The sequence below is a fragment of the Pseudarthrobacter sp. GA104 genome (assembly GCF_009741265.1).
GTDB lineage: Bacteria > Actinomycetota > Actinomycetes > Actinomycetales > Micrococcaceae > Arthrobacter.
In genome coordinates this window covers 2,958,111-2,970,544 of the sequence record NZ_WOWL01000001.1, presented here as the reverse complement: position 1 = coordinate 2,970,544, position 12,434 = coordinate 2,958,111, and the positions used below count along the sequence as shown (strand labels likewise).

Here is a 12,434-nt window from a genome sequence, read left to right as displayed (position 1 = left end):
GCAGGTCTTAGGCGCCCTGTTCCGCGGCCGGGATCAGGAAACCGTCGCGGACCAGATTGGCCACTTCGGTGAGCAGCCCGGTCCGGAACGAGCCGGCGTCGAACCCCTCCTCCCCCGCCATTCCGCCGCCCAGCAGCGCCTCCAGCGCCCCGGCGATCTGGCCGGCGGTCAGGTCGCCGTCGCACGCTGAAACGAAGCCGGCCAGCTCGGTGCTGAGCAGGTTGGTACGGCGCAGGCCGGCGCCCTGGCGCAGCAGGATGACCCCCGGGTGCTCGGCGCCCGGCCGCTGGTGGCGCTCCTCCGTGACGTCGTCCGCCACCAGCAGGTGCGCATCCTCCAGGGCGTGCACGGCCAGCCAGTCGATGCGTTCGACGGCGGCCCCCAGGTGGGGTCCGATGGGCTGCTCAATGGGGTACGTGATTTCCTCGAACCGGCTGATGCGGGCAGGGCCCGGTTCAACCGGACGGCGCAGCCAGACCATGCCGAAACCGATGCCCTCCACGTTCCTGGATTCGAAGTCTGCGAGGTAGGCGGCGTAGGCCTCCCGGTAGTGCTGCCGGTCCCGGCCCTCCGAGGCGTCGCGCAGCCATGTTTCCGCATACTGTTCCGGCCCCACCTGCTCGCGCTGGATAAACCAGGCGTCAACGCCCGGACCGGCCCAGCTTTGCGGCCGTTCCTGCCATGACGTTCCCTTAATGACCTCCCAGTTGCCTAAAAGCTGGGCTGTTCCGCCGGGTGTCAGGACGTGTGGCAAGCCGGCAACGAGGGCCGCCACGATCTCATCGCCCGGCAGGCCGCCGTCGCGGTACGTGAACTGCCCTGCGGCGTCCTCCCCTGCGCTGCGCGGCGTGATCACGAACGGAGGGTTGGACACCACCAGCCCGAACTCCTCGCCCTCGACGGGGTCCAGGAGTGAGCCCAGGCGCAGGCTGACCCGGTCCGCAAGCCGCGCGGGATCAACGGAGAGGGCCTGCGCATTGAGGAGGATGTTGAAGCGGGTGAAGGCCAGGGCGCGTTCGGAGATGTCCGTGGCGGTGACGTGCCGGCAGTGCTGGAGCAGGTGGAACGTCTGGATGCCGCAGCCCGTGCCGAGGTCCAGGGCGCGTTCGGCGCGGCGGCGGGCGGTGGTCTGCACCAGCGTGGTGGAGGCATGGCCGATGCCCAGGACGTGGTCGTGCCGGAGCACCCCTTCCTGCTGGTGCGCCGCCAGGTCGCTGGCCACCCAGAGTTCCGTGCCGCCGCCGGCTGCGTTGTCCCCGGCGGTGCCGTGCCAGCCGTAGGGCCGCAGGTCCACCTTCGCTGCCAGCAGCCCTGGGCCTGGAACGGGTTCAACCAGCCCCAGCGTGAGCAGGCCTTCCGCACGGATGCCGGGAAGGGCGGCGTCGAGCGTCTCCGCCGCCTGCGGCTCGGCGAGAAGCCAGAGGCGGACGACGGCGGCGAGCGCCTTGTTTGCTTCGTCCTGCCGCACGGCGCGGTCGGCGGCGAGCAGGGCCGGGATGGTCTGGTCCCGGTCCAGCGCTGCGGAGGCGGCGGGGCCCAGGAACCGGGCGACACCGTCGGGCGTGTAGTCGAGCCGGCGCAGGTCCGCGGCGAGGGCGGCGAGCAGCTCCGGCTGGTCGCTGCGGGGGGCCTCCGGGGTGTTGCCGGCGGTGAACTCGTACGGGGATTCAGGCACCGCTCAAGTTTAGTCCGGCGGGCTGCGGGGCATTGCGGGCTGCGTTGACGCGGTAGCGTGGAACCATGCCTTCAAGTTTTGCCGTCCTTCTGCGCGCCCGGCTCCAGCCGGCGGGGCGCCCCCGCCTGTTGCCGTGGTCCGGAGCCTTGGCAGGTGCGGCCGCCCTTGCCCTGGCCGGCTGCTCACCCGTGGTTTCCGTCGAAAACGCGGACGTCCCCCAGTGGCAGGCAACCGCGCTGCCCCCGGCGCCGGGCGCCGTCATCGAGGACGCCGGCAAGATCCTCAACCGGAACCGCATTATTAAGGAAGCCGCCGATGTTCCGGCAGGGCGCTACATCCTGACCGCAACGTGCGATGGCGGCGGCAAGGCCTTCTTCGCCGTATCACTTGATGGAGCGATGCTGGCGGACGCAGGAGCGGCGTGCAACGGCAGCCGGGAGACAACCAAAATCACCCTGCCCAAGGCCGGCACCCTGGAAATCAGCGCTTCCAGCGTGGACGCGCCCCTCATCTACGCGTACCGGCTGGAACCCGCCGGATAACGGTACCTTCGGCTCTGGCCCGCCGATGGCGGCGGGCATACAGTCTGACTATGCCCAGTGTGCGGATCGCCTCCGCGCCTTGTACCGTGCGGACGCCCCGCGTGCGCACAGCGCCGGTGCCGCTGGCCCGGAAGCCGGGCGCCGCCGTCGTCATTGCTGCGCTGGCCGCCGCGATGGTGCTGGGCGGCTGCGAGTATACGTACGACGACGGCCGCAGCCTTCCGGGGCCCGTCGAGGCAGAGCCGACGCGGCTTCCCGGGCCGGTGTTCACGCGCGACCCGCTGCAGAACGACCCCGTCAGCGAGGCTGAGCTTGGCGCTTGGGTAACCCGGACGCTGCCGGACACAGGGCAGCCGGTGGCCCACGCCAGGGCAGGGCTCATGGCAGCCGGGGAAATCCGGGCCGAGTCGACGCCCGTCCTGGGGACCGGCACGTACGCGCTGGCCCTGGCGTGCCGCAGCCAGCGGCGTGTGACGTTCACCGTCCGCAGCGAGTCGCTCACGCTGGTGGATCTGGGGCTCCGGTGCGGGATCAACCGGGAGAACGTTATTTATCTTTCCTCGGAGACAGCCCTCACCATCAGGGTGGAAGCCCGGACCGGCGCCAACTACGCCTACCGGCTGCGGCTTCTCTCGCCACCCGTTCCCTAGGCTGCGCACCCGTCGGGGCAGCGCAGGGTTTCCGGGCTGGATGCGCAGTCGGCGCAGTACAGGGTGAGGGTCCGGCAGCTGGGGTTTGAGCAGTTCTCGAACTTGCTGGTGGGCGCCGAGCAGCGGGTGCATTCGCCGATGGTCTTGGCGTCCTCGCTGAATTCCAGGTGCATGCGCTTGTCGAAGACGTAGAGCGAGCCTTCCCAGAGCCCCTGGTCCTTGAATGTTTCGCCGTAGCGGACAATGCCGCCGTCCAGCTGGTACACCTCCTTGAAACCCCGGTTCACCATGAGGCTGGACAGCACCTCGCAGCGGATGCCGCCGGTGCAGTAGGTGACCACGGGTTTGTCCTTGAGGTCGTCATACTTGCCGGACTCCAGCTCCTGGATGAAGTCGTGGGTCGTGGCGACATCGGGGACGATCGCGTCCTTGAAGCGGCCGATCCGGGCTTCGAAGGCATTCCGGCCGTCGAAGAAGACAACGTCCTCCCCGGCTTCCTTCTTGCTGTCCACCAGCTCGTGCAGTTCCTCCGGCTTGAGGTGCGTACCGCCGCCAACCACGCCGTTCTCGTCCACTTTGAGTTCCCCGGGCGCGCCGAAGGAGACAATCTCGTCCCGGACCTTGACGCTGAGCCGGGGGAAGTCCTCGGCACCGCCGTCGGACCATTTCACGTCGATGCCGCGGAAGCCCCTGTACTCGCGGGTGGTCTTCACGTACTGTTTGACCGCGCCGATCTCCCCGCCGACAGTCGCGTTGATGCCGTCCTTGGAGATCAGGATGCGTCCGGTCAGCCCGAGCTTCTCGCACAGCGCGCGCTGCCATAGCCGTACCGCCTCGGGGTCCGCGATCGGGGTAAAGCCGTAAAAAAGCACAATTCGGTTCAAAGCCACGTATTTAAGGGTACCGGCACGGTCCGCGGCGACGGTGCCGGCCGGTCCGCTCCAGCTTCCGCGAAGGTCCGTGGCGTTTTCGGCTCATCACGATTGCATAAGCTCTCTGCCACCCCCTGTTGCTTAAGATCGGGCTGGAATATTCTCATCCCATGACCCCGGAAACCATGGTTGAAGACATCACTGGCCTTCTTGAGGTGTGGGTGGCGGGCTGGGCCGGTTGCCGCGGCTACAGGACATCCACCGAGGGCCGCTTTCCCGCCGTGCTGCGGGCGGATACCAGCGGCGAATGGGAATTCTTCGCGTCCGAGCCCACGGACGATGAGTTCGCGGCGCTGGCCGCCAAGACGGCCGAAGTTCCGGCCAGGGTCCTCACCATCCTGACCAATGACACAGCCCGCTACTCGGCCTTGGCCGCAAGGCACGGGCTGAATGTCACATCTGACTCGCAGGCGATGATGATTGTGGACATGGAGACCCAGGACGCCGAGGATCCCTGGCTTTCCGACGACGAACTGACCTGGACCACGTCCGCGCAGAACGGCGTCCACTACGCAGAGGTCCGTTCCGGCGACACCCTGGCCGCCAGCGGACGGGTTTACGTGGTGGGCGACACCGCGGTGTTCGACAAGATCATCACGGAACCGGCCTTCCAGCGCCGGGGCCTGGGCAGTTTCATCATGCGTGCCCTTGCAGCCAAGGCCTTCGAGCACGACGTGCAGGAAGGGCTCCTGCTGGCCTCCGCGGACGGCCAAAAACTCTACTCCCACCTCGGCTGGACCACCGTGTCCCGGGTACTCATGCTGTCCGCTTCGCACGACGGCTCAGACCTTTCCCTCAGCTGAGCCTTACCGTTCCCCCCACACTGTTACCCCGACGGCGAACCGGGGCCCGCAAGTCCCTGCCGGGTGAAACAATGTTCGGGTGAACCCCCATGACTCCCTGATTCCCTTGCTGGGCCGCGGCCCGGAACCGGAGCAGCTGCGTCATGTCCGCACTATCCCGGCCCGTGAGGCCGAGTACGAGCCCTGGCCCGCGTGGGTGCATCCGGACCTGGTTGCGGCGTACGGGTCCCTGGGCATCCAGGAGCCCTACCGGCACCAGGTGGAAGCAGCCGGAATCGCCCACGCCGGCGAACACGTTGTGGTGGCCACCGGAACCGCATCGGGAAAGTCGCTCGCCTACCAGCTCCCCGCCCTGGACGCCATCCACCGTTCCGAACTGCGGGTCATGGCCGAGCCCGGGAAGATCCATGACGACGGCGCCGTGACGCTCTACCTGTCCCCCACGAAGGCCCTCGCCGCGGACCAGCTCAATGCCATCAGGGGCCTGGAACTGCCCACCGTGCGGGCGGAAACCTACGACGGGGACACCGACCCCGCCTCGCGCCGCTGGATCAGGGACCACGCCAACTTCATCCTTGCCAACCCGGACATGCTGCACTTTGGGATTCTTCCCAACCACGCCTGGTGGGCCGGGTTCTTCCGCCGCCTGCGCTACGTGGTCATTGACGAGGCCCACAGCTACCGAGGTGTATTCGGTTCCCATGTGGCCAACCTGATGCGCCGGCTGCGCCGGATCTGCGCGTACTACGGTGCGGGCACGGCCTACCCGGAGCCGGTATTCATCGCCGCCTCCGCGACCGCTTCGGAGCCCGAGGTCTCCTTCGCCCGGCTGATCGGGGCTCCAGTGAGGGCAGTTTCCCGGGACGGCTCGCCGCACGGTGCCACCACGGTGGCTTTCTGGGAACCCGCCCTCACCGACGTTCGGGGCGAAAACGGCGCCAAGGAGCGGCGGACGGCTGTGGCTGAAACCGCAGACCTGCTGGCGAACCTGGTATCGGCCCAGGTCCGCACCATAGCGTTCATCAAATCCCGGCGCGGGGCGGAGTCCATCTCCTCCATCACCAAACGCCTCCTGGACGAGGTGGACCCCAGCCTGCCGCAGCGGGTGGCTGCATACCGTTCCGGGTACCTTCCCGAGGAACGCCGCGCCGTGGAAAAGGCGCTCCGTTCGGGGCGGCTCCTGGGTGTTTCGAGCACTTCCGCCCTGGAACTGGGGATCGACATTTCAGGACTGGACGCGGTCCTGGTGGCGGGCTGGCCGGGGACGCGCGCCTCCCTGTTCCAGCAGATCGGCCGGGCGGGCAGGGCCGGGCAGGACGCCATCGCGGCCTTTGTTGCCAGCGATGATCCCCTGGACACCTTCCTGGTGAACCATCCGGAAGCGATTTTCGACGTGTCCGTGGAAGCAACTGTCTTCGACCCCTCAAACCCCTACGTGCTGGGTCCACACCTGTGCGCCGCGGCAGCGGAACTTCCGCTTGGTCCTGCCGAACTCGACCTCTTCGGCAGCACGGCGGAGTCCCTCCTGGACCGGCTGGTGGCCCAGGGGTACCTGCGCCGGAGGCCCGCGGGCTGGTTCTGGACACACTCGCAGAGCGCGGCAGCCATGGTGAACCTGCGGGCCGACGGCGGCGGACCGGTGAGCATCGTGGATGCCGAAACCGGGTCCCTCCTTGGAACCATGGATTCCCCGCAGACCCACTACCAGGCCCACACTGGCGCTGTTTACATCCATCAGGGTGACAGTTACGTCGTGGAGGACCTGAATGAAGATGACCACTGCGTGATGGTGCGCCGCGCCAATCCCGATTACTACACCACCGCCCGGGACATCACCCAGATCGAGGTGCTGGAGACGCAGCGCACGGTGCAGTGGGGTGACGTTTCGGTGCACTTCGGTGATGTCAAAGTCACGACGCAAGTGGTGTCCTTTCAGCGCAAGGCCCTGATCTCCAACGAAATCCTTGGCGAGGAGCCGTTGGAACTGGGCGCCCGCGATCTCTTCACCAAGGCCGTCTGGTTCGTGGTGGACAACCGTTCCCTCACCGGGGCGGGGCTGATCGAAGCGCAGTTTCCCGGGGCCCTGCATGCCGCGGAGCATGCGGCCATTGGCCTGCTGCCCTTGGTGGCATCAAGCGATCGGTGGGACATCGGCGGGGTATCCACGGCCTTGCATGCGGACACCGGGGTGCCCACCATCTTCGTGTACGACGGGCATCCCGGCGGCGCGGGTTTCGCCGAACGGGGTTTCGACAAGGCGAAGGTATGGCTCACGGCCACCCGGGACGCCATCAAGGCCTGCGAGTGCGATTCCGGCTGTCCCTCCTGCGTCCAGTCACCGAAATGCGGCAACAAGAACAACCCCCTGGACAAGGCTGCCGCGGTCTCCCTCCTCGACGTCCTGCTCAAGGACGCCACCGAGGGCAGCTCCCTGAGGATGGAAGCGCAGCGCTGACGGTGCCGGCCGCTTGTCCGGGTCTGCCCGGCAGACATTCGGGAAGCCAACACAGGAGCCGCGCCTGCCGGCCACACCCGGGGCAGGTGCGAGGTTCAGGGCGGCGGCCCCGCGCGGGAACGCCCGGTTGCTGCCCCGAACACGGTCCGTTCCATCAGCTCCGTCCTGACCTCGATCGTTTGCCCTGCACCCTCGGTGCAGCCAAGGACCGCAGCCCCCTGCCGGGCCGCAACCTGGAACGCTACGGTGCAGGGGTCCCCGTCAGTGACGCCGCGGAGGGCATCGGCCGCCGCAAGTGCCGCGAGGTCGGCAGCGGACGCGGCCCTGCTTGCCAGGACGGCCGACTGTGCCAGCAGCAGCATCAGCGCCATGGCCATCATCACCACCAAGGCCAGGCCGGCCGCCAGGACCGTCCCGGACCCGCGCTCCCGGCCGCAGCCGGAAGCCTGCCGGCGCCGGCCTGAGTCTGCAGCACCTGCCCGGCACGGCTGAACGATGCGAGTCCGTCCACAGGGCCCGGCACGCATCATCCGGCCGTCTCGGCGCGGGTGGAGGCCCGGGCAGTAAGCAGCCAGGGAATGGCCGAACCGAGCGGGCCGCCCACCCGGCCGGTGACGGTGACGTCCAGCCACTCGCCGTCGGCCGAAACCGCCGCCGACGCGGACCCGCCCGTCAGGGTATGGACGATTCTTTCCACAGCGGCGGAATCTTCGCCGCGGGCCAGGGCCCGGGCACCGGCGCGTGCTCCCTCCTCCAGCCGCAACTGGGTGACCCCGGCGGAGGCACCTGACAGCAGCATGGCCAGCAGCAGCAGGACCGCAGGCAGCGTGACGGCGAACTCGGCGGTCACGGCGCCGCACGATTCCTCCGGTCCGGGACCGACGTAGGGCCTGCCCGGCCCCTGGGGCCGGGAGCCGGGCAGCAGGGTGGGGCACGGACGAACGGGTGGAAGCACGGCCGGCGCGACGGTCATGGCAGGGCCAACGCCGTGCGGATCAGAGTCAGCAGGAAGCCACGGACCTCCTCGCTGCGGAGGATGAAGACCAGCAGCCCGGCAAAGCCCACGGCAGCGAGAGTGGCTATGGCGTACTCGGCGGTTGCCATTCCCGCCTCGGATCCCCGAAGCCGGAGACGCCGCCTGGGGCTGGTTGGCGCCTTCACGCCCGGGTACAGTTCTACGACGTTGGCCGGCAGGGAACCGTTTCCGGCCCCGCCCGCGTGGTGGCTGTTGCTGCGGTGTCCCCGGGAGGCGGAGCGGGCAGCGGCGAGCGCCGCTGTCCCGTCGGCGTAGTGGCGGCGGTGATGAGTGGGCATGTGGTTTTCCTTCCGTTGGGCCGGTGGTGTTGCCGGCTGTCTCGACTCTTCCGGGCCGTGCCGGAAGCGGTAAGCCCCGCGGACGCCTAAGTGGAAAAGCCGGGTGGTTCCGTGGTGTGGACCCCGCTGTGGAGGAGAAGAGTGCAGGAAAAGGCACATGGCGCCCTAGCCCGAGGGCACCAGCGCAAGGAGCACCGGGACCACGCCCAGGCAGATGAAGGCGGGCAGGGAACACACGCCGAGCGGAACCACCAGCTTGACGCCCAGTGACGCCGCGCGTTTTTCTGCCGCCCGGAACCGCTCGCGGCGGAGCCGGGCAGCCTGGGCGTAAAGGATCGCGGACGACGGCGCGCCGGTCAGGGCCGCGAACCCCAAGGCGTCCCGCAGTTCCAGGACGTCGGGCAGGCGGACCGCACTGCTGCGCCAGGCGGTTTCCCAGTCGGCCCCGATAGCCAAGGCAGCCACGACCGGCCGGAGAGCGTCCCTGTACCTGTCGGAAGCGGAGTCCGACACCAGGTCCAGCGCACGGCCGATGCCCGACCCCGCATCCAGCATGGCGGCCACGAGCTCCAGCATCATGGCGGTGTCCGTCAGGCCCTCCCGTCCCCCGCGCGGCAGGGATCCTCCGGAGCCGGCGGGCGCGCCCCTCATCGAGGGGCTGCCGGACAGCGCCAGCAACCTCTTCCCCGGACTGCCCCTCCCGGCACACACCAGGGCGGCGGCCGCAGCAAGCACGAGGAAAAGAGCGAGCGCTGAAGGGGAAGGCCAGGTCATGTCACGCCAGCCCCCGCCGCCGCGGCCACCAGCCTGGCGGACCACAGCCTTCCGGCAGCTGTAAGGCCAATTCCGGCAGCAAGCGCTGCCAGTCCCCATGGCGTTCCCAACAGGATGGCCAGCGGATCCACGCCCAGCGCCATTCCCAGGCCCAACCCCAGCAGCGGCAGCCAGGTGAGGAGGCTTACGGTGGCCTTGGGTCCGGCCAGGGCGGTCTGCCGGGCGGCATCGGCGTCGTCCTCCGCTTCGAGCTGCGCGGCGAACCTGGTGAGCACGTCCGCAAGCGGACAGCCGCTTGCTTCCGCAACATCAAAGCACGCGGCAAGTTCCGCCCAGATGCGGGATTCCCGATCCCGCCGGGGAAAGGCGGAGGGCAGCGACCGGCGGATGGCGTCCGAGACCGGAGTTCCACCGGCCGCCGCAGCGCGTGCCGATCCCAGCATGGCGCTGGAGCCCGTTGGGAGGCCATCGCTTGGGAGGCCATCGCTGCGGGAACCCGAGGAGCCGTAAACCAACCAGATCTCCTCCCAAAGCCGGGCCGGTGTCCGCCCGCCTTTGAGCAGGGCGGCAAGTTGCTGCACAACGACGGTCATGGGCGCTGCAGACTGTTTGCCTCCCTTCCCGGCCCTGCGCCTGCTCAGCAGAAGGATCCCTGCCCTGAGGGCACCTAATGCCGGGGCCGGACCGGGTTTTCCTGCAGGGCCGGCATTTCCTGCACGGCGCAGCCTGGCGGCAGCGCCGTGCGGCGGACGGGCAAGCAGCACTGCGGCCAGCCCCAAAACCATGACAAGAAGGGGGATCATTGCAGCTCTCCCAGGCCCAGCCCCAGCCGTTCGGCCAGGATCGGCCACGCCGGGCCTGTGCCCACCGGGCCTTCACCACCTTCCCAGGCAGGCAGAACCGTCAGGCCGTCCGGCCCCTCTCCCACCAGGCCAACGCACGTCACTTTCCGGGACTGTTGCGTGCGCTCGACGTGGATGATGACGTCCAGGGCGCTCGCTGCCTGGAGCCGCACCCCGTCGGGGTTCAGTCCCGCCAGGGCACCGAGAGCTGTGAGCCGGGCTGGAACGGCAGTGGCCGTATTGGCGTGGATGGTTCCGCCCCCGCCGCTGTGGCCGGTGTTCATGGCAGTCAGCAGCTCCCGCACTTCGGCGCCCCGGCATTCACCCACCACCAGCCTGTCCGGACGCATGCGCAAGGCCTGCCGGACCAGGTCCCCCAGGTCCACCGCGCCGCCACCTTCCAGGTTTCCGTGGCGGGATTCAAGGGAGACGATGTGCGGATGCACCGGATTCAGTTCCGATGCATCCTCGATCAGGACCAACCGCTCCGAGGGAGGGCACAGCCCGAGCAGGGTGGAAAGCAGGGTGGTCTTTCCGGACCCGGTGGCACCGCTGATAAGGAAGCTCAGCCTGCGCTCCACCACCCGTTCCAGGACACGCTGCAGTCCGGAACTGAACATTCCGCCGGCGCGGAGCTCATCCATGGTGAAGACCCGTTCGCGCCGGATCCTGATGCTCAGCAGCGTTCCCGCCGTGGAGACGGGCGGCAGCACGGCATGGACGCGGTAGCCGCCGGCCAGCCTCACATCAACGCAGGGTGAGCCGTCATCCAGCCGCCGGCCGCCGGCGGCCACCAGCCGGCAGGCCAATGCCCGCAGCTGGACTTCATGGTCGAAGGCCACCGCTACGCGCTCCATCCCGCGGCCCCTGTCAACCCAGACGGAGTCCGGGGCATTCACGAAGATATCCGTCACCGCGGGGTCGCGGGTAAGGTTTTGGAGAGGTCCCAGCCCGTTGAGCTCGGCGCTGATCCGCTCCACCGCCGCCAATGATCCGGCGGTGCCCAGCAGTTTGCCGGTGGCCTGCACTGCCGCCGCCACCCGGGAGGGTGTCACAGCCGCCGCGTCCGCCATCATGGACTCCCGCACCGATTCGAGCAGCCCCACATCCACGGCGTCCCGGACGGCCGGACGGCGTTCGCGCCGCCGCCCCTCGCCGGAAGCATGCCCGCCGGAACTGCGTTCCGCAATGCGCCGTTCCCCGATGCTTCGTTCCCCGACGCTGCGTTCACCTGAGCCTGGCGGCTGCCTCACCCGAGATCCCCCGCAGGCAGGCCGTCTCCGAGGAGATCCAGCACGGAGGCAGCGAATTGCCTGACGCTCCGCCGCTTGCCCAGATCAAGGAGCCGGCCCGACTCCATGGCCGCCGGGACGCCCCGCAGTTCAGGCACGCGCCCCTGGACGGGAAGGCCGATGGCTTCGGCAAGAAGGGCGCCGTCCAGCGCCGCACCGTGCTTGCCCCGAACCAGGAGGGACGCCTCCACCGGAGGGAATTCCTGAAGCAGCCGCACCGCCGCGACGGCAGCCTTCAGCTGCGCCGGAACCACCACGGTGATGAGGTCGCAGTCCCAGGCGAACGTGTGGATCGGCTCCGCTCCCCGGCCGATGTCCACCACCACCAGCTCATACCCACGGCGGGCGGCATCAAGGACGCCCGCCGAGGTAGCGGCGGCAACAGTCACAGGCTGCTCACGGCTGGCGGGCCAGGAGAGGAACGAAAAGCCTCCTGCAACGGGCAGGGAATCAGCAAGCTGGACCGGATCGATGCTGCCCCTGGCCTCAGAGAGGTCGGGCCAGCGCAGCCCGGGGTCTTCTTCGGCGGCGAGGGCGAGCTCCAGCCCGCCGCCCCACGGGTCACCGTCCACCAGGAGCACCCGGGCTCCCAGCCCGGCGGCAGCCTGGGCAATCCAGATGGCTGCGGTAGTGGCACCCGCGCCGCCGCAGCCGCCGGCCACGCCCAGGATGAGGCCGCCGGGGCCCGGCGAACGCGACCTGCTGAGATGGTCCGCAAGCCAGGCGGCGGCGTCGGGCAGCACAGCCACCCGCTCTGCACCCAGGACCGCGGCCAGGTGCCACAGGCTGTCGCCTTCACCGTCAAGGCCCACCAGGACTGCCGGTGCCCGTCGCCGGGGAGGCAGTTCACGGATGTCGCTGCCCACCAGGACTGCCGCCGCCCCGTCCCAATGCCTGCCCGCCCCGGCGGCATCGGCTGCCGTGCGCAGCTGTGCTCCGGCTGCCGCAACGATCCGCTCCACCTCGGCCCGGAGGACAGCGGACGAGGTCACCAGCAGTACCTCGCCGCCGCTGTCCGGCAGCCAGGCTTCCCCGGCTCCTCCCGGGGCGTGCACCGGGAGGGCTGCCCGTAATGGCTGACCAGCCTCTGCTGCAAGGCTGAAGCCGGCGGGGCCCGGTTCAGGGTGGGACGGAATCAGCTGATGCCTGCTCATG

The 12,434-nt window shown here is 69.1% G+C and carries 14 protein-coding genes; 5 read left to right on the top strand and 9 right to left on the bottom strand.

Annotated elements, in window-relative coordinates; all coding sequences use genetic code 11:
• Positions 1 to 7: 7 nt before the first annotated feature.
• Complete coding sequence (locus tag GK109_RS13535; RefSeq protein WP_370460583.1) at positions 8 to 1,675, bottom strand: methyltransferase; 1,668 nt, start codon at positions 1,673 to 1,675, stop codon at positions 8 to 10.
• A gap of 65 nt (positions 1,676 to 1,740) precedes the next feature.
• Here GK109_RS13535 and GK109_RS13530 point away from each other — a divergent pair, with 65 nt between their 5' ends.
• Both GK109_RS13530 and GK109_RS13525 read left to right on the top strand, forming a co-directional pair.
• Positions 1,741 to 2,217: a hypothetical protein gene (locus tag GK109_RS13530; RefSeq protein WP_157241153.1), complete on the top strand. Its 477-nt coding sequence runs from the start codon at positions 1,741 to 1,743 to the stop codon at positions 2,215 to 2,217.
• Positions 2,218 to 2,267: 50 nt separating this feature from the next.
• Positions 2,268 to 2,867 carry a hypothetical protein gene (locus GK109_RS13525; RefSeq protein WP_157241152.1) on the top strand — a complete coding sequence of 200 codons (600 nt, stop codon included), beginning with the start codon at positions 2,268 to 2,270 and terminating at the stop codon, positions 2,865 to 2,867.
• Here the strand turns inward: GK109_RS13525 and GK109_RS13520 are convergent.
• On the bottom strand, positions 2,864 to 3,757 hold the full coding sequence (locus tag GK109_RS13520; protein WP_370460582.1) for a rhodanese-related sulfurtransferase: 894 nt from the start codon (positions 3,755 to 3,757) through the stop codon (positions 2,864 to 2,866). The two genes, GK109_RS13525 and GK109_RS13520, sit on opposite strands and share 4 nt — an antisense overlap.
• A 152-nt stretch (positions 3,758 to 3,909) precedes the next feature.
• Between GK109_RS13520 and GK109_RS13515 the strand changes: the two genes are divergently transcribed.
• Both GK109_RS13515 and GK109_RS13510 read left to right on the top strand, forming a co-directional pair.
• Complete coding sequence (locus tag GK109_RS13515; RefSeq protein WP_157241150.1) at positions 3,910 to 4,602, top strand: GNAT family N-acetyltransferase; 693 nt, start codon at positions 3,910 to 3,912, stop codon at positions 4,600 to 4,602.
• 79 nt (positions 4,603 to 4,681) lie between these two features.
• On the top strand, positions 4,682 to 7,057 hold the full coding sequence (locus tag GK109_RS13510; RefSeq protein WP_321214382.1) for a DEAD/DEAH box helicase: 2,376 nt from the start codon (positions 4,682 to 4,684) through the stop codon (positions 7,055 to 7,057).
• Between the two features lie 95 nt (positions 7,058 to 7,152).
• Here GK109_RS13510 and GK109_RS13505 read toward each other — a convergent pair whose 3' ends face one another.
• Positions 7,153 to 7,428, bottom strand: coding sequence for an Rv3654c family TadE-like protein (locus GK109_RS13505; RefSeq protein ID WP_370460581.1), 276 nt, complete (start codon positions 7,426 to 7,428; stop codon positions 7,153 to 7,155).
• Here GK109_RS13505 and GK109_RS22225 point away from each other — a divergent pair.
• Positions 7,427 to 7,549 carry a hypothetical protein gene (locus GK109_RS22225; RefSeq protein ID WP_255428755.1) on the top strand — a complete coding sequence of 41 codons (123 nt, stop codon included), beginning with the start codon at positions 7,427 to 7,429 and terminating at the stop codon, positions 7,547 to 7,549. The genes GK109_RS13505 and GK109_RS22225 overlap by 2 nt on opposite strands.
• A gap of 34 nt (positions 7,550 to 7,583) precedes the next feature.
• Here GK109_RS22225 and GK109_RS13500 read toward each other — a convergent pair whose 3' ends face one another.
• From GK109_RS13500 to ssd, 6 genes are all read right to left on the bottom strand, one after another.
• Positions 7,584 to 8,030 carry a TadE family type IV pilus minor pilin gene (locus GK109_RS13500; protein WP_157241148.1) on the bottom strand — a complete coding sequence of 149 codons (447 nt, stop codon included), beginning with the start codon at positions 8,028 to 8,030 and terminating at the stop codon, positions 7,584 to 7,586.
• A complete protein-coding gene (locus GK109_RS13495; RefSeq protein ID WP_157241145.1) occupies positions 8,027 to 8,371 on the bottom strand; it encodes a DUF4244 domain-containing protein in 345 nt (114 codons plus the stop codon). The genes GK109_RS13500 and GK109_RS13495 overlap by 4 nt, the downstream gene beginning before the upstream one ends.
• Before the next feature lie 165 nt (positions 8,372 to 8,536).
• Positions 8,537 to 9,145: a type II secretion system F family protein gene (locus GK109_RS13490; protein WP_157241144.1), complete on the bottom strand. Its 609-nt coding sequence runs from the start codon at positions 9,143 to 9,145 to the stop codon at positions 8,537 to 8,539.
• Entirely contained in the window at positions 9,142 to 9,948 is an 807-nt protein-coding gene (locus GK109_RS13485) for a hypothetical protein (RefSeq protein WP_157241142.1), read from the bottom strand. Before GK109_RS13485 ends, GK109_RS13490 begins: the two co-directional genes overlap by 4 nt.
• Positions 9,945 to 11,099, bottom strand: coding sequence for a TadA family conjugal transfer-associated ATPase (locus tag GK109_RS13480; protein WP_370460783.1), 1,155 nt, complete (start codon positions 11,097 to 11,099; stop codon positions 9,945 to 9,947). Before GK109_RS13480 ends, GK109_RS13485 begins: the two co-directional genes overlap by 4 nt.
• A 137-nt stretch (positions 11,100 to 11,236) precedes the next feature.
• Complete coding sequence (gene ssd, locus GK109_RS13475; RefSeq protein ID WP_231755062.1) at positions 11,237 to 12,301, bottom strand: septum site-determining protein Ssd; 1,065 nt, start codon at positions 12,299 to 12,301, stop codon at positions 11,237 to 11,239.
• Positions 12,302 to 12,434: the final 133 nt, after the last annotated feature.